Consider the following 21,704-nt stretch of genomic DNA (forward strand, 5'->3'; position numbering starts at 1 on the left):
TTCAAGTTCGACGGAAATGTCCTACAGAACGTGTCCGCATCGAAAAAGCCGGCCGCATCCCACCCTCAACTCAGGTAGAATGCGCGCCCGGTTTTTGGAGAAGTGTATGACCCTGCTCAAATTCAGCGATGTGTCCCTTGCTTTCGGCGCTATGCCGTTGTTGGACAAGGTGTCCTGGCAGATCGCCCGTGGTGAGCGGGTGTGCATCATCGGCCGCAATGGCACCGGCAAGTCCAGCATGATGAAGCTGGTAAAAGGCGATCAGAAGCCCGATGACGGCTCTGTCTGGCGCGCTCCGGGCCTCAAGATCGGCGAATTGCCGCAGGAATTGCCGGTGGCCGACGGACGGACAGTGTTCGACGTGGTCGCCGAAGGCCTCGATGGCGTGGGCGAGCTGCTCGCGCAATACCATCACCTGGCGCAAAACTGCGTCACCGAAGAAGACCTGGACAAGCTGATGCACGTGCAGCAGGCGCTGGAAGCCCGTGACGGCTGGCGCTTGCAGCAACTGGTCGACAGCACCCTCAGCCGCCTGCAACTGCCGGCCGACAAGACCCTCGCCGAATTGTCCGGCGGCTGGCGTCGTCGGGTGCTGCTGGCCCAGGCGCTGGTGTCCGAGCCGGACCTGCTGCTGCTCGACGAACCGACCAACCACCTGGACATCGGCGCTATCGCCTGGCTTGAAGAAGCCATCAAGGACTTCCAGGGCGCCGTGCTGTTCATCACGCACGACCGGGCGTTCCTGCAGAGCCTGGCCACGCGCATCCTCGAGCTGGACCGTGGTGGTCTGATCGACTGGAACGGCGACTACGCCAGCTTCCTGGTGCACAAAGAGGCTGCGCTGGCTGCTGAAGAAACCGCCAACGCGCTGTTCGACAAGAAACTGGCTCAGGAAGAAGTCTGGATCCGCCAGGGTATCAAGGCGCGCCGCACCCGTAACGAGGGCCGTGTACGCGCACTCAAAGCCTTGCGCGTTGAGCGCAGCGAGCGTCGCGAGCGCACCGGCAAGGCGAATATCCAGCTGGACACCGCCGACAAGTCGGGCAAGCAGGTCATGGTGCTGGAGAACGTCAGTTTCCATCACCCGGACGGTCCGCTGCTGATCAAGGACTTCTCCATGGTACTGGCACGCGGCGACCGCATTGGTCTGCTGGGCGCCAACGGTACCGGCAAAACCACCCTGCTCAAGCTGATGCTCAATGGCCTGCAGCCGACCAGCGGCAAGGTGGAAGAGGGCACGCGTATCGACGTGGCCTACTTCGATCAGTTGCGCCACCAGTTGGACCTGGAAAAAACCGTGATCGACAACGTTGCCGAAGGCCGCGACTTTATCGACATCGACGGCCAGAGTCGCCACGTGCTGAGCTACCTCGGCGATTTCCTGTTCAGCCCCCAGCGTGCGCGCACGCCGGTCAAGGCCTTGTCCGGTGGTGAGCGTGCCCGCCTGTTGCTGGCCAAGCTGTTCAGCAAGCCGGCCAACCTGCTGGTGCTCGACGAACCGACCAACGACCTCGACGTGGAAACCCTCGAACTGCTGGAAGAAGTGCTGCTGACCTTCAACGGCACCGTGCTGATGGTCAGCCACGACCGGGCCTTCCTTGACAACGTGGTCACCAGCACTCTGGTCTTCGAAGGTGAAGGCAAGGTGCGTGAATACGTCGGTGGTTACCAGGACTGGCTGCGCCAGGGCGGTTCGCCGCGTTTGCTGGGCGTGACCGAGAGCAAGTCCGGCAAGGCCGACCTGACCTCCGCCGTGGTTGCACCGGTGGCGGCTGCACCTGCGCCCGCCCAGGACGCAGCGCCAGCGGCCAAGAAGAAACTCAGCTACAAGCTGCAGCGCGAGCTGGAAGCCTTGCCGGGGGAGATCGAGGCCAAGGAACAACAGATCGCCGCAGTCGAGGCAGACATGGCTGACGCGGGTTTCTACCTGCGCCCGGCAGCAGAGACCGCCAAGGTCATCGCCTCCCTGGAGACGTTGAACCAGGAGTTGGAAGTGCTGGTTGAGCGTTGGGCCGAGCTGGATGCCTGATTGATCGGCAGGCACTAAAAAACCCGGTGTTCATCTGATGAATACCGGGTTTTTCATATATGGGAATACAGTGGATCTTCAGTGTTCCTAAGCGCTTTTTACCAATTTCACGGCCAATACGTCGCAAGGCGCACCGTGCAGCACGTCATTGGCGGTAGAGCCCAGCAGCAACGCCAACCCATGACGACCATGACTGCCCACCACGATCAGGTCACAGTTGTGTTCCTTGGCCAGGTGGTGGATTTCCTGGCGCGGCTGGCCGTAGGTGAGGTGGGAGTTTTCCTTGGTTACCTCAGGGTACTTGAGGATCAATCGCTCAAGGCGCTCCTTGGCCTGGTCGAACTGTTGTTGTTGCAGCTGGGACAAGTCCATCGGCACGTCGCCACCAAAGGCCATGGCCATGGGCTCGACGATGTGCACCAGTGACAGTTTGGCATTGCTGGCGACGGCGAATGCGCGGGCGCGCTTGATGACTGGATCGCACTCTTCGGTCAGGTCGACGGCGACCAGGATATGTTCGTAGGACATGGGGCGTTCCTCCAGGGGACTGCGATAAGTTCAGTATGGCTGCTTTCAAGCGGATGCGGTTGCGTCAGGTCAAATCCGCTCATCTGGAAATTCGGGGGTACTTCATATGACGGTCTGGATAGTGGTGTCAATCCTTCTGGTGGTTCTTAGCCCCCTGGCATGGCTGCGCCCGTCGCGTCAGCAGAGCGGGCGCATGGCCCTGCGCATGGAGGCGCGACGCATCGGCCTGGCCATGCAACTGGCGCCGCAGGCGTGGCCGCACTGGCTCAAGCACGAGCCGCCAAGCCCTTGCGCACAATATTGCCGGCCACGACGCGCCGGTGCGCAGGCGGCGTGGAGCTACTGGCAGCTCGAGCCCGGCGTGTGGGTCAACCAATGGCGCGAGGTCTGCGGGGATGAGGCCTTGCTGGCGCACTTTGCAAAGCTGCCGGCCAATGTCTACAAGGTCGAGGCCGACAAGCAGATGATCGCCGTTTACTGGGGCGAGAAGGGCGAGGCGAGCGTACTCAAGGACATTGACGCACTGCTCAAGGCGCTGGCCTGAAACCCTCGCAATAAAAAGCCCGACAGTCATCATCGGGCTGGAGTTGGCCAGGCAGGCCGGTAATTCCGTTTGTCGCGTCGGATATTCATCCTGACGCAGTAAGGTACTCGCTAGCCTAGCGGGCTATCTGATTCTGTACAGCCCTTTCCCGTAATCTCTGTCTTATTGATTCAGTGAATAATTGAATATTCCCTCTGAGCAGGGCTAGGGTTGTGGTTCTGAAATGACTGGAAAGTCGCGTTTTTCCTAGCCTTTGGAGCGATTGACAATTGCCCGGAATTGGATGAAGGTGGCGTACCCAAATCAAACGGGCGTATGAATTGAGTGTTTGTCTGTCAGATGCTTCATACATAACCCCGACTATCGCATTGGCGGGTGTGCCTGGCGGATGGGCGTGAACATTGAGCAAAGCCTCAATGTCCAACCCTAGGCCAGCGTCCAGTGTGTACTGTTCAGCTTCCATATCGTGGAGATCAGTTGATGATTTACGAAGGTAAAGCCATCACGGTTAAGGCTCTTGAAAGTGGCATCGTCGAATTGAAATTCGACCTCAAGGGTGAGTCCGTCAACAAGTTCAACCGTCTAACCCTGAATGAACTGCGTCAGGCCGTAGACACCCTCAAAGCGGATGCTTCGGTCAAGGGCGTGATCGTCTCCAGCGGCAAGGACGTGTTTATCGTCGGCGCTGACATCACCGAATTCGTCGACAACTTCAAGCTGCCCGATGCGGAGCTTGTGGCCGGCAACCTCGAAGCCAACAAGATTTTCAGCGATTTTGAAGACCTCAACGTACCCACCGTTGCCGCGATTAATGGCATCGCGCTGGGCGGCGGCCTGGAAATGTGCCTGGCGGCAGATTTTCGCGTGATGTCGGCCACCGCCAAAGTCGGCCTGCCCGAAGTCAAGCTGGGCATCTACCCAGGCTTCGGTGGCACCGTGCGCCTGCCGCGCCTGATCGGTGCCGACAACGCCATCGAGTGGATCGCCGCCGGCAAGGAAAACAACGCTGAAGACGCCCTGAAAGTCGGTGCCGTCGATGCCGTGGTTGCCCCGGACAAGCTGGCTGAAGCTGCACTGAACCTGATCAAGGGCGCCATCAGCGGCGAATTTGACTACAAGGCCAAGCGTCAGCCGAAGCTGGAAAAACTCAAGCTCAACGCCATCGAGCAAATGATGTCGTTCGAAACCGCCAAAGGTTTCGTGGCAGGTCAGGCCGGCCCGAACTACCCGGCACCGGTTGAAGCGATCAAGACCATCCAGAAAGCCGCGAACTTCGGTCGCGACAAAGCTCTGGAAGTGGAAGCGGCTGGCTTCGTCAAACTGGCGAAGACCTCGGCGGCCCAGAGCCTGATCGGCCTGTTCCTGAACGATCAGGAGCTGAAGAAAAAGGCCAAGGCCTACGACGAGATCGCCAAGGACGTGAAACAGGCCGCTGTGCTCGGCGCCGGGATCATGGGCGGCGGTATCGCCTATCAGTCGGCGTCCAAGGGCACGCCGATCCTGATGAAAGACATCAACGAACACGGTATCGAGCAAGGCCTGGCGGAAGCCGCCAAGCTGCTGGTCGGCCGCGTGGACAAAGGTCGCATGACCGCCGCGAAAATGGCTGAAGTGCTTAACGGCATTCGTCCCACGCTGTCCTACGGTGACTTCGGTCACGTCGATCTGGTGGTCGAAGCCGTCGTTGAAAATCCAAAGGTCAAGCAGGCCGTACTGGCCGAAGTGGAAGCTCAGGTCAAGGACGACACGATCCTGGCCTCCAACACCTCGACCATTTCCATCTCGCTACTGGCTCAGGCCCTCAAGCGTCCGGAAAACTTCGTCGGCATGCACTTCTTCAACCCGGTGCACATGATGCCGCTGGTGGAAGTGATTCGTGGCGAGAAGTCCAGCGAGCTGGCGGTTGCCACCACCGTGGCCTATGCCAAGAAAATGGGCAAGAATCCGATTGTGGTCAATGACTGCCCGGGCTTCCTGGTCAACCGCGTGCTGTTCCCGTACTTCGGTGGTTTCGCCAAGCTGGTCAGCGCTGGCGTGGACTTTGTGCGCATCGACAAAGTGATGGAAAAATTCGGCTGGCCCATGGGCCCGGCGTACCTGATGGACGTGGTCGGCATCGACACCGGCCACCACGGTCGCGACGTGATGGCTGAAGGCTTCCCGGACCGCATGAAAGACGACCGCCGTTCGGCGATCGACGCGCTCTACGAGGCCAAGCGCCTGGGCCAGAAGAACGGCAAGGGCTTCTACGCCTACGAGGCCGACAAGAAGGGCAAGCAGAAGAAAGTGGCCGACCCGTCGGTGCACGAAGTGCTGGCGCCGGTCATCTACGAGCAGCGTGAGGTGTCCGACGAGGACATCGTCAACTGGATGATGATCGCCCTGTGCCTGGAAACCGTGCGTTGCCTGGAAGACGGCATCGTCGAAACCGCCGCCGAAGCCGACATGGGCCTGGTGTACGGCATTGGTTTCCCTCCGTTCCGTGGCGGTGCGTTGCGTTACATCGACTCGATCGGTGTGGCCGAGTTCGTTGCCCTGGCTGACAAATACGCTGAGCTGGGCCCGCTGTACCACCCGACCGCGAAGCTGCGTGAGATGGCCAAAAATGGCCAGAGCTTCTTCGGTTAAGCGCCCCGGACACTAGAGCGAGACTATTTATGAGCTTGAATCCAAGAGACGTCGTGATTGTCGACTTCGGTCGCACCCCGATGGGCCGCTCCAAGGGCGGCATGCACCGCAACACCCGCGCCGAGGACATGTCGGCGCACTTGATCAGCAAATTGCTGGAACGCAACGTCAAGGTTGATCCGAACGAAGTCGAAGACGTGATCTGGGGCTGCGTCAACCAGACCCTGGAGCAGGGCTGGAACATCGCGCGCATGGCCTCGTTGATGACCCAGATCCCGCACACTGCAGCGGGCCAGACCGTGAGCCGCCTGTGCGGTTCGTCGATGAGCGCGCTGCACACCGCCGCGCAGGCGATCATGACCGGCAACGGTGATGTGTTCGTGGTCGGCGGCGTGGAGCACATGGGCCACGTGAGCATGATGCACGGCGTCGATCCCAACCCGCACATGTCGCTGTACGCGGCAAAAGCATCGGGCATGATGGGCCTCACCGCAGAAATGCTCGGCAAGATGCACGGCATCACTCGCGAAGCCCAGGATGCGTTCGGCCTGCGTTCCCACCAACTCGCCCACAAGGCGACCGTGGAAGGCAAGTTCAAGGATGAAATCATCCCGATGAACGGCTACGACGAGAACGGTTTCCTCAAACTGTTCGACTACGACGAAACCATCCGTCCGGATACCACCCTGGAAAGCCTGGCGGCCTTGAAGCCGGCGTTCAATCCCAAGGGCGGCACCGTGACGGCCGGTACCTCGTCGCAAATCACCGATGGTGCTTCGTGCATGATCGTGATGTCCGCGCAGCGTGCCCAGGACCTGGGTATTCAGCCGATGGCGGTTATTCGCTCGATGGCTGTAGCGGGTGTGGACCCTGCGATCATGGGCTATGGTCCGGTTCCGGCCACGCAAAAAGCCTTGAAGCGTGCAGGCCTGACCATCGCCGATATCGACTTCTTCGAGCTCAACGAAGCTTTCGCCGCACAGGCCCTGCCGGTGCTGAAAGATTTGAAAGTACTCGACAAGATGAACGAGAAGGTTAACCTGCACGGCGGCGCAATTGCCCTGGGTCACCCGTTTGGTTGCTCCGGTGCACGTATCTCCGGTACTTTGCTTAACGTGATGAAGCAGAATGGCGGCAACCTGGGCGTTGCAACCATGTGCATTGGTCTTGGCCAAGGCATCTCCACCGTCTTCGAACGCGTCTAAGCGTTGCTTGGCGGAACGCCGGGGCCCAGTGCCCCGGTTTTTGTTTTTTGGCGTTTTGTAATATTTTTTTTAACGAATTTTGTGAGGGGGCCGCAGCATGAAAGTCGAGCCAGGGCTCTACCAGCATTATAAAGGTCCGCAATACCGGGTTTTCAGCGTGGCGTGCCACTCTGAAACCGAAGAACAAGTGGTGTTTTACCAAGCACTGTATGGCGATTACGGCTTTTGGGTGCGTCCCTTGAGCATGTTCCTGGAGTCCGTCGAGGTTGACGGCGAGCAGGTCCCGCGCTTTGCTTTGGTGCAGGCCGAACCCAGTCTTTTTTCAGGGCAATAACGGCAGGTCGCGCAGAATGCTGCGCTTGACCTCACCTTGTCGCCACTATATATAGCGTTGCCGCGTCAGGCGCCAACTGCCTTTCACTTCTCGAATTCAGGAATTTTCCGATCCATGGGCAAATCGCTGGTCATTGTGGAATCCCCGGCTAAGGCCAAGACCATCAACAAGTACTTGGGCAACGAGTACGTGGTGAAGTCGAGTATCGGCCATATCCGAGACCTGCCCACCAGCGGTTCGGCTAGCGCCAGCAAGGAGCCTGCCGCCAAGCGCGGCAAGGCCGCCGCGGGCGAAGGTCCGGTACTCACGCCAAAAGAGAAAGCGCGCAAGCAGCTGGTCTCGCGCATGGGTGTGGACCCGGATCATGGCTGGAAGGCCAAGTACGAAATCCTTCCGGGCAAGGAAAAGGTCATCGAAGAGCTGCGCCGGCTCGCCAAGGATGCTGACACCATCTATCTCGCGACGGACTTGGACCGCGAAGGGGAAGCCATTGCCTGGCACCTGCGCGAAGCCATCGGCGGTGACGACAGCCGCTACAAGCGAGTGGTGTTCAACGAAATCACCAAGAAAGCCATCCAGGAAGCGTTTTCCAGGCCGGGCGAGCTGGACATTGACCGCGTCAACGCACAGCAGGCGCGTCGTTTCCTTGATCGTGTGGTGGGTTACATGGTTTCGCCGCTGCTGTGGGCGAAGATTGCCCGTGGTCTGTCCGCCGGCCGGGTGCAATCGGTAGCGGTCAAACTGGTGGTGGAGCGTGAGCGCGAGATTCGTGCGTTCAACCCCGAAGAGTACTGGGAAGTCCACGCGGACCTCGGCACCGCCAAGGGCAACAATGTGCGCTTTGAAGTCGCCCGTGAAAAAGGCGAGGCGTTCAAGCCGCTGAACGAAGCCCAGGCCATGGCCGCGCTGGAGAAGCTCAAGGCTTCCAGCTACAGCATCGTCAAACGTGAAGACAAGCCGACCAGCAGCAAGCCGTCCGCGCCGTTCATCACTTCCACCCTGCAGCAGGCCGCCAGCAACCGCCTGGGCTTCGGTGTGAAGAAAACCATGATGATGGCCCAGCGTTTGTACGAAGCCGGCTACATCACCTACATGCGTACCGACTCCACCAACCTGTCCCAGGACGCGGTGGCAATGGCACGTACTTATATCGAGAGCGAATTCGGCAAGAAGTACCTGCCGGAGAAACCGAACGTCTACAGCAGCAAGGAAGGCGCCCAGGAGGCTCACGAAGCGATTCGTCCTTCCGACGCCAACACTGAGCCAAGCAAGCTGAGCGGCATGGAACGCGATGCCGAGCGTCTGTACGAGCTGATCTGGCGTCAGTTCCTGGCGTGCCAGATGCTGCCGGCGCAGTACCTGTCCACCACGGTGAGCGTGGGTGCTGGCGACTTCGAGCTGCGTGCCAAGGGCCGTATCCTCAAGTTTGACGGCTACACCCGCGTGATGCCGCAAATCGCCAAGCCCGGCGATGACGATGTACTGCCGGACATGGCTCAGGGCGATACGCTGAAGCTGATCAAGCTCGACCCGTCCCAGCACTTCACCAAGCCACCGGCCCGTTATTCGGAAGCCAGCCTGGTCAAGGAGATGGAAAAACGTGGCATCGGTCGTCCTTCGACCTACGCGGCAATCATCTCCACCATCCAGGACCGTGGTTACGTGGCGCTGCACAACCGTCGTTTCTATTCGGAAAAGATGGGCGACATCGTCACCGAGCGTCTGTCCGAGAGCTTCTCCAACCTCATGGACTACGGCTTCACCGCCGGCATGGAAGAGAACCTCGATGACGTGGCCCAGGGCGAGCGCGACTGGAAGAACGTGCTGGACGAGTTCTACGGCGACTTCAAGAAGAAGCTCGAGGTGGCCGAAAGCCCAGACACCGGCATGCGCGCCAATCAGCCAGTGATGACCGATATTCCGTGCCTGACCTGCGGCCGGCCGATGCAGATTCGTACGGCGTCCACTGGCGTGTTCCTTGGCTGCTCGGGCTACAGCCTGCCGCCCAAAGAGCGCTGCAAGGCCACCGTCAACCTGGTGCCGGGCGATGAAATCGCCGCCGATGACGAGGGTGAATCCGAGTCGCTGGTACTGCGTGGCAAGCATCGCTGCCCGATTTGCAGCACCGCAATGGACGCTTACCTGCTGGATGAGAAGCACAAGTTGCACATCTGCGGTAACAACCCGGACTGCAACGGTTACGAGATCGAAGAGGGTACTTACCGCATCAAAGGCTACGAAGGGCCAAGCCTGGAATGCGACAAGTGCGGCAGTGAAATGCAGCTCAAGACCGGCCGTTTCGGCAAGTTCTTCGGTTGCACCAACCCAACCTGCAAGAACACCCGCAAGCTGCTCAAGAGCGGTGATGCCGCGCCACCGAAGATGGACCCGGTGAAGATGCCCGAGCTCAAGTGCGAGAAGGTCAACGACACCTACATTCTGCGCGACGGTGCCTCGGGGCTGTTCCTGGCTGCGAGCCAGTTCCCGAAAAACCGCGAGACCCGTGCACCGCTGGTGCTGGAAATCGTGCCGCACAAGGACGAAATCGATCCCAAGTACCACTTCCTGTGTGAAGCGCCGAAGAAGGACCCGGATGGTCGCCCAGCCGTGATCCGCTACAGCCGCAAAACCAAGGAACAGTACGTGCAGACCGAAGTGGACGGCAAGCCGACTGGCTGGAAAGCCTTCTACGACGGCGGCAAGTGGAAGGTGGAAGACAAGCGCCAGGGCGCTTGATTCGCTAGTCTGTTAAGGTTGAAAGCCGTCTGTATAGACGGCTTTTGCTTTTTGTAGGAGCGCGTTTGCTCCCGCACTGTCAGCGTCAGGCCTATTCGTTGTGGAGATTGCCGTCATGGCCAACGAACTCTATACCCGTACCAACCAGAAAATTTACTTCGCGGGTTTGTCTCTGGAGGCCCTCGGCCGTGCCGAGCAAGGCAAGGAGATGAATGCTATCGCGCTGGTCCAGGCGGGGCGGGAAGCCGCCTTGTTTCATCTGTATGGTGCTTTGCTGGGGCTGTGCCATGAAATAGCCGGGTACTACCGCCTGCCACAGGCCGGTGCGCCCCGTGCTGAACTGATCATGACCCGAGAAGTGCTGGAGAGCATGGCTATTCCCGAGCTGGCCGAGCTGGTGGAAATGGCCCAGAGCCCGGACAGCTGGATAGCACGCTTGCTCAAGGCCCATGCCGATATGTTCCAGCCGCCGCGTGTGCCTCACGTGCCCAAGGGGGATGTGACACAGCCTTTGATTGTGGCGGTTTCGCTGGAAGACGATGAGCCCAAGCCGTTGAGCCGCGAGGAGTTGGAAAGCTGGCGCCAGGAGTTGAAGGAGCTGGCGTTGCGCTTTCGCGAAGGGTTGAACGAGTGCTGAAACGGCGTCACTGATGCTTACAGATCAAAGCCGTGGGAGATTCCAGCGCCGTCGCGCAGCAAACTGGAGTCTCTGTGGCTAGGGGTTTTTTTGTGTCTATCGGGCTTTTTGTGGCGAGCGGGCTTGCCCCGCGTTGGGGTGCGAAGCGCCCCCACTCCAGCAAAACGCGGTGTACCTGATACGGCTCAGCACCTGGTTTTGGGGCTGCTGCGCAGCCCAGCGCGGGGCAAGCCCGCTCGCCACAGGTGTGTAGTTGCCTGAAATAGCTCATGCTTTTGCACTAAAGCGCCATTCATCAAGCCGTAAAGAAACCTCTTCAGATCCACAGCGACGTCGAGTGGATGACTGATATAATCGCGGCCTTTCGTGGAGAACAAACTTTTATGCCGACGTCCTTTCTGGAAATTGTTGAACTGCCTGACGGCCGCATTGAGCTGCGCCGGGCTGAGGACGAGGGTTCTCTGGTTATTCTGGACTTTTCCGAGGACGCCAAGGCGTTCCTGCAAGGTCAGCACGTGGAAGTGGCGAAAGCCATGTTGAGCGTAGGTGTGCAGATGGCCGGTCGCCTGGCTGAAGGCGAGCCGGAGAAAGACGATGGCCCGAAGGTGCTTCACTGAATCATTGCCAAGGTTAAGGGATTTGTTGTGACAATCCCGCTTGCCACAGAGCCCTGTTTATCCCAGTCGAATATTCAAACTCTGCGCATCTCCCGTGCGAGCAGCACTGATCAGTTGCTGCTTGGCCGTCGCGTTCAAAGGATTCAACCAGCTCACCACCGTATGGCTACGGCCCAGGCGTAACGCTTCGCAGGTTAACTGCTGTGCGCTTTGCAGGCCGCGTGGCTGCAGTAACAGGATACGCTCGCGGTTAAGGCCGGCGTCCCGCAGCCAAGCCTGGGTAAGGCTGGCGGGCGGGGCGATCAACGTCAACCAGCGCGCGTCCTGCTCGTCGCTTAATTCCCGAAGAATAGGCGCCAGCAGGTTCAGGCAGTTCCCGGCAGCACCACGCAACGACAATTCACTGAACGCCTCGGCTTCGGACTCCCACGGGGCCTCGACCGTTTCCTTGAGCAGCGGCGCAAGTGGCTGAGCCATGAAGGCCTCAAAGAGCGACAGTTGTGCCTGTTGTGGTGTGTGCATGAACTGCATGATGCCTCCTAACGGCGTATGACGCCGACACTCAAGCCTTCGATCACCAGGTCCTGATCTTTCAGGTTCACTTCAATCGGGGCGAACTCAGGGTTCTCGGCCAGCAGCCAGACTTTGCTGCCTTCACGCTTGAAGCGCTTGACCGTCACCTCATCGCCGATACGGGCAACGACGATCTGACCGTTACGCGCTTCGCGGGTGGTGTGAACGGCCAGCAGGTCGCCGTCGAAGATGCCCACGTCCTTCATGCTCATGCCATGTACCCGCAGCAGGTAGTCGGCGCGAGGGTGAAAGAACGTCGGATTGATGTTGCAGGATTCTTCGACGTGCTGTTGCGCAAGGATCGGCGCACCGGCAGCGACTCGGCCAATGATTGGCAGGGTCGACTCGTCCGCCTTGGCTTCAAAGCCGGGGATGCGAATACCCCGTGAAGCGCCTGGGGTCATCTCGATGGCGCCTTTGCGGGCGAGGGCCTTGAGGTGTTCTTCAGCGGCATTGGGGGATTTGAATCCCAGCTCCAGCGCAATTTCCGCTCGGGTCGGCGGGTAGCCGTTGTCATCGAGGCAGCGCTTGATAAAAGCCAGAATCTCAGCTTGGCGTGGCGTCAGTTTTAGCATGTTGATCGCTCTGTCTTTTTATACAGTGACTGGGATTATATACAGTGAACTGCGCTTGGCAATCATCCTTTTCCACGCCTCCGCTGGACGGTCATTCCGCAGGCTTCCCATAAGCGAGAGACAGCGCTGCCTACGCCCCGTCAGAGATGTGATTAAATACCGATGAGAAAGGTGACTGCCCGGCCGGAAAACGAACTCTCAGGCTTGACAAGACACACCTTGAAACGTATGTTTCAAACAAGTGTTTGTCAGGCGGAGTAGCCATGGCCCAGTCGGAAACCGTTGAACGCATTCTCGATGCCGCCGAGCAATTGTTCGCGGAGAAAGGATTCGCCGAAACTTCATTGCGCCTGATCACCAGTAAGGCCGGGGTCAACCTGGCTGCGGTGAACTACCATTTCGGCTCGAAAAAAGCCTTGATCCAGGCGGTTTTTTCGCGCTTTCTGGGTCCGTTCTGCGCCAGCCTCGACCGCGAGCTTGAGCGCCGCCAGACCAAGGCCGACCATAAGCCGAGCCTGGAAGACCTGCTGGAGATGCTCGTCGAGCAGGCGTTGGTGGTTCAACCGCGCAGCGGAAACGATCTGTCGATCTTCATGCGTTTGCTGGGCTTGGCGTTCAGCCAGAGCCAGGGCCACCTGCGTCGTTACCTGGAAGACATGTACGGCAAGGTGTTCCGTCGCTACATGTTGCTGGTCAACGAAGCCGCTCCGCGCATTCCGCCCATCGAACTGTTCTGGCGCGTGCATTTCATGCTGGGCGCGGCTGCGTTCAGCATGTCCGGCATCAAGGCGCTGCGCGCAATTGCCGAGACCGATTTCGGCGTCAACACCTCCATCGAGCAAGTGATGCGCCTGATGGTGCCGTTCCTGGCCGCCGGCATGCGCGCCGAGACCGGCGTCACCGACCCTGCCATGGCTGATGCCCAGTTGCGCCCACGCAGCAAAACGGCGCCAGTGCCCGCCAAGGTTTGACCGCTGTGGGTGTGCGTGGCCGCTTGCATCCGCTAAAGTAGCCGCCATGCCGATTTCAGCTATTTATTCACGACCTGTTGTGCTCACTGTCACGGGTGAGGGCGACGGGTTGTGTGCGTTATTAAAGGAAGGTTTATGACTGCTGCCCTGCAGGGTTCTTTGATGGTCGACGTTGCCGGCACATGGCTGACGGCCGAGGATCGCCACGTGTTGCGCCAGCCTGAGGTGGGCGGTCTGATCATTTTTGCGCGCAATATCGAGCACCCACGTCAGGTGCGCGAGCTGAGCGCGGCGATACGCGCGGTGCGCCCGGACCTGCTTTTGGCGGTTGATCAGGAAGGCGGCCGCGTACAGCGCCTGCGCCAGGGGTTTGTGCGCCTGCCGGCCATGCGTGCGCTGGCGGACAACCCCAACGCCGAATACCTGGCCGAGCAGTGCGGCTGGATCATGGCCACCGAAGTGCTGGCGGTTGGCCTGGACCTGAGCTTCGCCCCGGTGCTGGACCTGGATTACCAGCGCAGCGCCGTGGTGGGCACCCGTGCCTTCGAAGGCGACCCCGAACGCGCCGCCGTACTCGCGGGGGCCTTTATTCGCGGCATGAACAGTGCAGGCATGGCCGCCACCGGCAAGCACTTCCCCGGCCACGGTTGGGCCGAGGCGGACTCCCACGTCGCCATTCCCAATGACGAACGCAGTCTGGAGCAGATTCGCGCCAACGACCTGGTGCCTTTCGCGCGCCTGAGTCGGCAATTGGCGGCGGTGATGCCGGCGCACGTTATCTACCCGCAGGTTGACGCCCAGCCGGCCGGCTTCTCGCGTCGTTGGTTGCAGGACATCCTGCGCGGCGAGTTGCAATTTGACGGCGTGATTTTCAGCGATGACTTGTCCATGGCCGGCGCCCATGTGGTCGGCGACGCCGCCAGTCGTATCGAAGCAGCGCTGAGCGCCGGCTGCGACATGGGGCTGGTGTGCAACGATCGCGCGGCCGCCGAGCTTGCACTCACCGCCGCGCAACGGATGAAGGTCACACCCTCTGCGCGCATCGCACGGATGCGCGGCCAGGCGATTGCCTCGACGGATTACAAGCAGGATCCGCGTTGGATGATGGCGATGGGCGCGCTGCGGGACGCGCAGTTGATCGAGTGACAAAAGTGTTTGGCCATGGCTTCAGCTGTAGGAAGCATCTCACTTAATGGTAGGCATCAAGGCGCTGTTTGCGCCCCTGCCAGGTTGAGCACCGAATACCTCTGGGGCAAGCCCGCTTATTGTGGCGAGCGGGCTTGCCCCGCGTTGGGGTGCGAAGCGCCCCCAATCCAGCCAAACGCGGTGTACCTGATACGGCTCAGCGCCTGGGTTTGGGGCTGCTGCGCAGCCCAACGCAGGACAAGCCTGCTCGCCACAGGGCATCTGCGCTTAACTGAACTGCATTATTAGGGCTTGCCCGCTCGCCACAGAACCTCTCTATCCGGTCAGCGCTTTTCCTGCTTATTGGGCAACGGCGCAAACAACGCCTCAATATCCTCATTGCCCAACTGCCAATCGCCGGTGGTGCGACCGTCCAGCACGCCCGCTGCCAGATCCGATTTTTCCTTCTGCAGGTGCTGGATTTTCTCCTCCACCGTGCCTCGCGCAATCATCTTGTAGACGAACACCGGCTTCTCTTGCCCGATGCGGTACGCGCGGTCGGTGGCCTGGTTTTCAGTGGCCGGGTTCCACCATGGGTCGTAATGGATCACCGTGTCGGCCTCGGTCAGGTTCAAACCCACGCCGCCGGCCTTGAGGCTGATCAAAAATATCTTCAGCTTGCCGCTCTGGAAGTCCTTGACCGGCGTACGCCGGTCCCGCGTCTGGCCGGTGAGCAAGGCGTAGGCAATCCCGCGTTGTTGCAGCTCCACTTCGATCAGGCTGAGCATCGAGGTGAATTGCGAGAACAGCAGCACCCGGCGCCCCTCGGCAAACAACTCATCCAGCATCTGCATCAGGCTGTCGAGCTTGCCCGAGCTGCTGCCATGGGCGGGCAGGCTGGCGTCGTTGACCAACCGCAGGTCGCAGCACACCTGGCGCAACTTCAGCAGGGCTTCAAGGATGATGATCTGGCTGCGCGCCACGCCCTTGCGGGTGATCTCGTCACGGACTTTCTTGTCCATGGCCAGGCGCATGGTTTCGTACACGTCACGCTGCGCCTCGTTGAGGTCGACCCAATGAATGATCTCGGTCTTGGGCGGTAATTCGGTGGCCACCTGTTCCTTGGTGCGTCGCAACAGGAAGGGTTTGATCCGTCCGTTGAGGTGCTGCAATCGCACCTCACTGGCACGTTTTTCGATCGGCACACGGTAGTCGCGGTTGAAGCTTTTGACGTCCCCCAGCCAGCCCGGCAGCAGGAAGTGGAACAACGACCACAACTCGCCCAGGTGATTTTCCAGCGGCGTACCGCTCAGGCACAGGCGCTGGCGCGCATTCAACTCGCGTGCCGCCTGGGCCGCCTTGCTGTTGGGGTTCTTGATGTATTGCGCCTCATCGAGGATCAGCACGTGCAAGGGCAGGGCGGCGAGCTGTTCGATATCCTTGGGCAGCAGCGCGTAAGTGGTCAGCAGCAGGTCGTAGTCCTGCAGGCTCTGATCCTTCGAGGGCGCAAAGTGTTTCTTGCGCCCGGCGCCGTAAAGCGCCAGCACCTTGAGTTGCGGCGTGAAATGCGCCGCTTCGTCGAGCCAGTTGGGAATCAGGCTGGTCGGCATCACCACCATGCAGGGCCGGTCCAGGCGCCCGGCGGCTTTCTCCGTGAGGATGTGCGCCAGTGTTTGCAGGGTTTTGCCCAGACCCATGTCATCCGCCAGAATCCCGCCCACGTCCAGCTGGCGCAGCGACTGCATCCAGCTCAGGCCTTCGAGCTGGTACGGGCGCAGCGTCGCATTCAAGCCCTGGGGTGCGACGCAGGTGAAGTCTTTGATGTCACGCAGGCGCTGGGCAAAGTTGCGAATCTTTTCGCCGCCCTCCCATTGCAGCGGCAGGTCCTGCAGTGGGTTCAAGCGAATCGCGTCGGCCTTGGCCAGGCGCAGCGTGGTGGTGCCCGGCTCCTGCAAATAGAATTCGCCGAGGGTGGCCAGTACCGGTTTGAGCCGACCGTACGGCAGCGCCACCTGCAGCGGGCCGTGGCCGTTGGGCAGGCCGGGGATATTCACCAGGATCAGCTCTTCATCGCGGCGCCGGGCCAGTTTCTCCGGGTTGAGAATTTCGGTGTGGGAGCGCATCAGGTTCAGCAGAATCGGTAACAGGCTCAGGCGTTCGCCGTTGACGATGATGCCCAGCTCCAGGTCAAACCAATCGCGCTCGGGCGCTTCGTCGACGTTGGCGTACCAGTCATCCACCGGGCTCAGGTCGAAGCCGAAATCCTCATCGATCTGCAGCTCCCAGCCCTCGGCGCGCAGGCTTGGCGATGCATTGAGGGTGAAGTTCAGCCAGGCGCTGTCGTTGACCATCTCGAACAGCTCGCCGGCGCTCTCCGGCAGCGCCTTGCTCTGGCGCGTGGCGATCTTGAAACCGAGCAGGCGCAAGTGCTCGCGATACGGTTGCTCAAGCTCGGGGTGGCGTTTGATGCGCAGGCTCTGGGTTTCCTGGCGCACGATGATGTCGGCGTTCTTCTGCCCACTCACATAGTTGCCCAGGTAGTTGAACGACAACGCCGCACGGTGCTGGATATAGCGCTGCATCTTGCCATTGCGCGGTTCGAACGCGCTGAACTCGACACTGGCCAGCCACAGGCGCGGCACCGGCAGCACATCCTCCATCACCACCTGTGGCAGCACCACGCGGTTGTCGAGTACGGCCTGCAATTTGCCCAACAGCTCGGCATCCTGCGCCGCCGCCGGGTAGGCCAGGGTTTCCTGGACCTTGAGCAGCACCGCGGCGATGTGTTTGCAGTTGGTGTGGACCGGGCAGGTGCAGCGGCTGTCCACCAGGATCAGCATGCCCTTGGCCGACTCGCGCAACGAGATGGTCTGGCGATAGACGTTGCTGCCCGAGCCCTCGCAACTGGCGATGATGGTGCTGTCGCCGGATTCGACGATGCGCACGCGGTTTTCCAGTGCATACCGCCGCCCGCGCTCCAGGCTTTGCTCCTTGAAGCGGTTGGCCCAAGACGGGGCCAGGGGTTTGGTCAAAGACGGCGTCAGGGACATGGCGCAGGATTAGTCCTGAAGGCCCGGCGGCGGTGCACTGGGAGGCTTGGCGGTCAGCGAAGTGATCTTGATCAGCAGCGCCAGATGGCCGCCGTCCAGGTAGTTGAGCTGGTTGTTCTTGGTGCGCACGTCTTTCTGGGCCAAGTGTTCGCTGGCGATCACGCTGCCGTTGGCGTCGAACTGGTTGATCCAGAAGTCCGCATCGATATCGGTAAAGCGCCCCAGTTGCAAGCGCAACACGCCCTGGAGGGGGAACTGGCCGAACTGTTCGGCGCCGTCAGTGATCGCAATGTTTACCGGCTGTTCACCGAGGTTCTGCTCCCAGGCCTTGTGCGCCAGCACCGTGTAGCTTGAATCGGCGCGCAGCTTGTCGACGACAGTGCCCAGGCGCGGCGGGCTCATCCGCTCGCCCAGGCGTGGTGCGCCGGCATCCCAGTCTTCCGGGGCGGGGCGGCTGTTGATCACCGGTTCCGCGTTCTGGCGCACCAGGATCATTTCCACCTGGTAGGGGCTGTCGGCAAATGCCGCAGGCGCCACGACTACCAGCAACAGGCTCAAGAAGCGGAACAGGCGCATGGGGGCGTCCTTCAAGCGGATTTCGGAATGAGGCGCTCAAACAGCGCCTCCAGGGTATTGAAGCGTTCTTCCGGGCGTTCCATCGGCACCATGAATTTGAACAGCGTAGCCCCTTCGAACTTGTAACGATTGGGCTGGCCCTGGATCAGTTTGATCAGCACCAGCGGGTCCACCGGCGTCTGCGCTTCAAACTCGATGCGCCCACCCTGCGGCCCGGCGTCGACCTTCTTGATGCCCAACTGTTCGGCCTGCAATTTGAGCAGCGTCAGACGCACCAGGTTCTTGGTCGGATCGGGCAGCAGGCCGAAGCGGTCGATCATCTCTACCTGCAGGTCCTTGAGGCCTTCTTCGTCGGTGGCCGAGGCGATGCGCTTGTACAGGATCAGCCGCGCGTGCACATCCGGCAGGTAGTCTTCGGGAATCAATGCCGGCAGGCGCAGGTTGATCTCCGGACCGCCGCCCAACGGTTGATCGAGGTTGGGTTGCTCGCCCTTGCGGATGGCTTTGACCGCGCGCTCCAGCATCTCCATATAGAGGGTGAAGCCCACGGCCTGGATCTGCCCGCTCTGGCCGTCCCCCAGCAACTCGCCGGCGCCTCGGATTTCGAGGTCGTTGGTGGCCAGCACAAAGCCTGCGCCCAGGTCCTGAGTGTTGGCGATGGCTTCCAGGCGCTTTTCGGCGTCGGAGGTGATCTGCTGGCGTGGCGGCGTGAGCAGGTAGGCGTAGGCCTGGTGGTGACTGCGGCCGACACGGCCACGCAACTGGTGCAACTGCGCCAGGCCGAATTTATCGGCGCGCTCGATGATGATGGTGTTGGCGCTCGGCACATCGATGCCGGTCTCGATGATGGTGGAGGCGATCAGCACGTTGAAGCGCTTGTGATAGAAGTCGCTCATCACCTGTTCGAGTTCGCGTTCGCGCATCTGCCCGTGGCCGATGGCGATGCGCGCTTCCGGCACCAGTTCGGCGAGATCGGCGGCGCATTTCTCGATGGTCTTCACGTCGTTGTGCAGGTAGTACACCTGCCCGCCGCGCAGCAGTTCACGCAGCAGCGCTTCTTTCACCGTGCTTTTGTTCTGCTCCATCACGAAGGTGCGCACCGACAGCCGGCGCGCCGGCGGCGTGGCGATGATCGATAGATCGCGCATGCCCGACACCGCCATGTTCAACGTGCGCGGAATCGGCGTGGCGGTGAGGGTGAGAATGTCGACTTCACTGCGCAGGGCCTTGAGCTGTTCTTTCTGACGCACGCCGAAGCGGTGTTCTTCGTCGATGATTACCAGGCCAAGGTTCTTGATCTTCACGTCGTCCGACAGCAGCTTGTGCGTACCGATGACGATATCGATTTTGCCCTCGGCCAGGTCGGCGATGGCGGCGTTGACTTCCTTGGCCGACTTGAAGCGGCTCATCACTTCCACGCTCACCGGCCAGTCGGCAAAGCGGTCGCGAAAGCTGTTGTAGTGCTGCTGGGCGAGCAGGGTGGTCGGCACCAGGATGGCCACCTGACGACCGCCGTGCACGGCAATGAAGGCTGCGCGCATTGCCACTTCGGTCTTGCCGAAGCCCACGTCGCCGCACACCAGCCGGTCCATCGGCTTGGGCGCGAGCATGTCGGCGCGCACGGCTTCGATGGTGGTTTGCTGGTCCGGGGTTTCTTCGAAGGCGAAGCCTGCGCTGAAGGTGGCGTAGTCGGCCTTGGGATCGGCGAACGCATAGCCCTCGCGCGCGGCCCGCCGGGCATAGATATCGAGCAGTTCGGCGGCCACGTCGCGCACTTGTTCGGCGGCCTTGCGCTTGGCTTTCTGCCAGGTCTCGGAGCCGAGGCGGTGCAGCGGCGCCAGCGCGTCGTCGCTGCCGGTGTAGCGGGCGATCAAGTGCAGGCTGGCCACCGGCACATAGAGCTTGGCGCCTTCGGCGTATTCCATTGTGAGGAATTCGGCGGCCTGGTTATCGATCTCCAGGGTCTGCAGGCCGAGGTAGCGGCCCACGCCGTGGTCGATATGCACCACCGGCGCGCCTTCGCGCAACTCGGTGAGGTTCTTGATCACCGCGTCGTTGTTGTGATCGGCGCGTTTTTCGCGGCGGCGACGCTGCATCACGCGCTGGCCGAACAGCGGGCTTTCGGCGATCAGCGCCAGCGCCGGGTCGTCCAGCAGCAAGCCTTCATCCAGCGGCGCAATGGTGATCGCCAGGCGTTCCTGGCTGTTGACGAAGTCCGGCCAGCTGTCGACGGTTTTCGGCCGCAGCTTTAGGCGCTCCAGCAGCTCCAGCAGCACTTCGCGGCGCCCGGCGGACTCGGCGGTAAACAGCACGCGGCCCGGGAAGTCGCCGAGGAAGTTGGACAGCGCTTCCAAAGGTTGCGTGGCCTTGGCCTGGATGGACAGGTCCGGCAGGGTCGCGGCCGGGAAACGCTCGCGGCCGCTGCCGGCGTCCACGTCCTGTTGGCTGGCGACTACGCGCGGCCAGTTTTTCAGGCGGGCGAAGCAGTCTTCCACCGGCAGGAACAGCTCGGCGGGCGGCAATAGCGGGCGGGACGGGTCGACGCGGCGCTCCTCATAGCGGTTGCGCACGTCGTTCCAGAAGTTTTCTGCCGCCTGCTCGATACCCGGCAGCGAGAACACCTGGGTGTCCTGGGGCAGGTAGTCAAACAGTGTGGAGGTTTCGTCGAAGAACAGCGGCAGGTAGTACTCGATACCGGCCGGGGTAATCCCGCTGCTCAGGTCCTGGAAGATCGGGCAGCGGCGGAAATCGACGTCGAAGCGTTCGCGAAAGCGCGCCTTGAAGCGCGTGACCGCGTCTTTTTGCAGCGGAAATTCCCGGGCCGGCAACAGTTTGACCGAGTCGACCTTATCGATGGAGCGCTGGTTTTCCGGATCGAAGGTGCGCAGGGTCTCGATTTCGTCATCGAACAGGTCGATGCGGTACGGCAACTTGCTGCCCATGGGGAACAGGTCGATCAGTGCGCCGCGCACGGCGAATTCACCGTGCTCGTATACCGTGTCGACGCAACGATAGCCGCTGGCTTCCAGGCGCGTGCGCATCTGTTCCACGTCGAGCTTCTGGCCGATGTCCAGCACCAGGCTGCTGCCCAACAGAAACTTGGTCGGCGCCAGGCGGTGCAGGGCGGTGGTGATCGGCACCACCAACACGCCGTGGGCTAGCTCCGGCAGGCGGTACAGGCTGGCGATGCGCTGGGAAATGATGTCCTGGTGCGGCGAAAACAAATCGTAGGGCAGGGTTTCCCAGTCGGGAAAATGCAGCACCGGCAAATCCGGCGCGAAGAAGCTCAGCTCCTGCTCCAGCCGTTCGGCGCTTTGGCTGTCGGCGGTGAGCAGCAAGGTAAAGCGCTTGGCTGCGCTGGCAGCCTCGGCAATGGCCAGGCTCAGGGCGGCACCGGGCAGGTTGCCCCAGTGCTGTTTACCTGCCGCGGCAGGGAGGAGCGGTAGACGCAGGACGGGCACGGAAGGTTGAGCTCCAAGCGTTGCGACAAAGTCGGTAATTGTAACGGCCAGAGGTGCCGCCTGTCAGTTGCTGACTGTGCCTGATGCGGTTTTCGGGAAATGTAGTGGCTAAGAC

Annotated in this window: 16 protein-coding genes; 10 read left to right on the forward strand and 6 right to left on the reverse strand. The window is 61.0% G+C overall.

Translation table 11 applies throughout. The annotated features are described in order from the left end of the window. Nucleotides 1-106: 106 nt before the first annotated feature. Nucleotides 107-2,029 carry an ATP-binding cassette domain-containing protein gene (locus tag TU75_RS12520; protein WP_003234038.1) on the forward strand — a complete coding sequence of 641 codons (1,923 nt, stop codon included), beginning with the start codon at nucleotides 107-109 and terminating at the stop codon, nucleotides 2,027-2,029. A gap of 87 nt (nucleotides 2,030-2,116) precedes the next feature. Here the strand turns inward: TU75_RS12520 and TU75_RS12525 are convergent, their stop codons facing one another. Further along, complete coding sequence (locus TU75_RS12525) at nucleotides 2,117-2,557, reverse strand: universal stress protein (RefSeq protein ID WP_003234040.1); 441 nt, start codon at nucleotides 2,555-2,557, stop codon at nucleotides 2,117-2,119. 106 nt (nucleotides 2,558-2,663) lie between these two features. Here TU75_RS12525 and TU75_RS12530 point away from each other — a divergent pair, with 106 nt between their 5' ends. The 7 genes from TU75_RS12530 (at nucleotide 2,664) to TU75_RS12560 (ending at nucleotide 11,258) form a co-directional block, all read left to right on the forward strand. Beyond that, on the forward strand, nucleotides 2,664-3,101 hold the full coding sequence (locus TU75_RS12530) for a hypothetical protein (RefSeq protein ID WP_015371521.1): 438 nt from the start codon (nucleotides 2,664-2,666) through the stop codon (nucleotides 3,099-3,101). A gap of 480 nt (nucleotides 3,102-3,581) precedes the next feature. Next, entirely contained in the window at nucleotides 3,582-5,729 is a 2,148-nt protein-coding gene (fadB, locus tag TU75_RS12535; RefSeq protein WP_060549100.1) for a fatty acid oxidation complex subunit alpha FadB, read from the forward strand. Nucleotides 5,730-5,758: 29 nt separating this feature from the next. Further along, nucleotides 5,759-6,934 (forward strand): acetyl-CoA C-acyltransferase FadA, encoded by a 1,176-nt coding sequence (gene fadA / locus TU75_RS12540; RefSeq protein ID WP_003234046.1) that lies wholly within the window; start codon nucleotides 5,759-5,761, stop codon nucleotides 6,932-6,934. Nucleotides 6,935-7,031: 97 nt separating this feature from the next. Further along, entirely contained in the window at nucleotides 7,032-7,268 is a 237-nt protein-coding gene (locus tag TU75_RS12545; protein WP_003234048.1) for a DUF1653 domain-containing protein, read from the forward strand. A gap of 114 nt (nucleotides 7,269-7,382) precedes the next feature. After that, nucleotides 7,383-10,004, forward strand: coding sequence for a type I DNA topoisomerase (gene topA / locus TU75_RS12550; protein ID WP_003234049.1), 2,622 nt, complete (start codon nucleotides 7,383-7,385; stop codon nucleotides 10,002-10,004). 115 nt (nucleotides 10,005-10,119) lie between these two features. After that, a complete protein-coding gene (locus TU75_RS12555; protein ID WP_060549101.1) occupies nucleotides 10,120-10,641 on the forward strand; it encodes a DUF6586 family protein in 522 nt (173 codons plus the stop codon). Between the two features lie 383 nt (nucleotides 10,642-11,024). Next, nucleotides 11,025-11,258, forward strand: a complete 234-nt coding sequence (locus TU75_RS12560; RefSeq protein ID WP_003234053.1) for a hypothetical protein — start codon at nucleotides 11,025-11,027, stop codon at nucleotides 11,256-11,258. Between the two features lie 57 nt (nucleotides 11,259-11,315). On the opposite strand, the gene sulA is transcribed toward TU75_RS12560, so the two are convergent. Then, nucleotides 11,316-11,789 (reverse strand): SOS-induced cell division inhibitor SulA, encoded by a 474-nt coding sequence (sulA, locus tag TU75_RS12565; protein WP_003234054.1) that lies wholly within the window; start codon nucleotides 11,787-11,789, stop codon nucleotides 11,316-11,318. A gap of 8 nt (nucleotides 11,790-11,797) precedes the next feature. Continuing rightward, nucleotides 11,798-12,406 carry a transcriptional repressor LexA gene (gene lexA, locus TU75_RS12570; protein WP_003172575.1) on the reverse strand — a complete coding sequence of 203 codons (609 nt, stop codon included), beginning with the start codon at nucleotides 12,404-12,406 and terminating at the stop codon, nucleotides 11,798-11,800. Between the two features lie 263 nt (nucleotides 12,407-12,669). Between lexA and TU75_RS12575 the strand changes: the two genes are divergently transcribed. Together TU75_RS12575 and nagZ are read left to right on the forward strand one after the other, a co-directional pair. Continuing rightward, nucleotides 12,670-13,377: a TetR/AcrR family transcriptional regulator gene (locus TU75_RS12575; protein ID WP_060549102.1), complete on the forward strand. Its 708-nt coding sequence runs from the start codon at nucleotides 12,670-12,672 to the stop codon at nucleotides 13,375-13,377. A gap of 135 nt (nucleotides 13,378-13,512) precedes the next feature. Further along, nucleotides 13,513-14,523: a beta-N-acetylhexosaminidase gene (gene nagZ, locus TU75_RS12580; protein WP_060549103.1), complete on the forward strand. Its 1,011-nt coding sequence runs from the start codon at nucleotides 13,513-13,515 to the stop codon at nucleotides 14,521-14,523. 323 nt (nucleotides 14,524-14,846) lie between these two features. Here the strand turns inward: nagZ and TU75_RS12585 are convergent, their stop codons facing one another. From TU75_RS12585 to mfd, 3 genes are read right to left on the reverse strand one after another with little or no spacing between them, the layout of a single operon-like run. Continuing rightward, entirely contained in the window at nucleotides 14,847-17,552 is a 2,706-nt protein-coding gene (locus TU75_RS12585; RefSeq protein ID WP_060549104.1) for a DEAD/DEAH box helicase, read from the reverse strand. Between the two features lie 9 nt (nucleotides 17,553-17,561). Continuing rightward, on the reverse strand, nucleotides 17,562-18,128 hold the full coding sequence (locus TU75_RS12590; protein ID WP_060549105.1) for a CsiV family protein: 567 nt from the start codon (nucleotides 18,126-18,128) through the stop codon (nucleotides 17,562-17,564). Nucleotides 18,129-18,139: 11 nt separating this feature from the next. Then, nucleotides 18,140-21,589 carry a transcription-repair coupling factor gene (gene mfd / locus TU75_RS12595; RefSeq protein ID WP_003234064.1) on the reverse strand — a complete coding sequence of 1,150 codons (3,450 nt, stop codon included), beginning with the start codon at nucleotides 21,587-21,589 and terminating at the stop codon, nucleotides 18,140-18,142. Nucleotides 21,590-21,704 lie beyond the last annotated feature (115 nt).

The sequence above is a fragment of the Pseudomonas poae genome (genome assembly GCF_001439785.1).
Taxonomy (GTDB): domain Bacteria; phylum Pseudomonadota; class Gammaproteobacteria; order Pseudomonadales; family Pseudomonadaceae; genus Aquipseudomonas; species Aquipseudomonas poae.

Coding starts and splice junctions, on each gene's coding strand:
- TU75_RS12520 (WP_003234038.1), top strand. CDS start 107: ATGACCCTGCTCAAATTCAGCGATGTGTCCCTTGCTTTCGGCGCTATG.
- TU75_RS12525 (WP_003234040.1), bottom strand. CDS start 2,557: ATGTCCTACGAACATATCCTGGTCGCCGTCGACCTGACCGAAGAGTGC.
- TU75_RS12530 (WP_015371521.1), top strand. CDS start 2,664: ATGACGGTCTGGATAGTGGTGTCAATCCTTCTGGTGGTTCTTAGCCCC.
- fadB (WP_060549100.1), top strand. CDS start 3,582: ATGATTTACGAAGGTAAAGCCATCACGGTTAAGGCTCTTGAAAGTGGC.
- fadA (WP_003234046.1), top strand. CDS start 5,759: ATGAGCTTGAATCCAAGAGACGTCGTGATTGTCGACTTCGGTCGCACC.
- TU75_RS12545 (WP_003234048.1), top strand. CDS start 7,032: ATGAAAGTCGAGCCAGGGCTCTACCAGCATTATAAAGGTCCGCAATAC.
- topA (WP_003234049.1), top strand. CDS start 7,383: ATGGGCAAATCGCTGGTCATTGTGGAATCCCCGGCTAAGGCCAAGACC.
- TU75_RS12555 (WP_060549101.1), top strand. CDS start 10,120: ATGGCCAACGAACTCTATACCCGTACCAACCAGAAAATTTACTTCGCG.
- TU75_RS12560 (WP_003234053.1), top strand. CDS start 11,025: ATGCCGACGTCCTTTCTGGAAATTGTTGAACTGCCTGACGGCCGCATT.
- sulA (WP_003234054.1), bottom strand. CDS start 11,789: ATGCAGTTCATGCACACACCACAACAGGCACAACTGTCGCTCTTTGAG.
- lexA (WP_003172575.1), bottom strand. CDS start 12,406: ATGCTAAAACTGACGCCACGCCAAGCTGAGATTCTGGCTTTTATCAAG.
- TU75_RS12575 (WP_060549102.1), top strand. CDS start 12,670: ATGGCCCAGTCGGAAACCGTTGAACGCATTCTCGATGCCGCCGAGCAA.
- nagZ (WP_060549103.1), top strand. CDS start 13,513: ATGACTGCTGCCCTGCAGGGTTCTTTGATGGTCGACGTTGCCGGCACA.
- TU75_RS12585 (WP_060549104.1), bottom strand. CDS start 17,552: ATGTCCCTGACGCCGTCTTTGACCAAACCCCTGGCCCCGTCTTGGGCC.
- TU75_RS12590 (WP_060549105.1), bottom strand. CDS start 18,128: ATGCGCCTGTTCCGCTTCTTGAGCCTGTTGCTGGTAGTCGTGGCGCCT.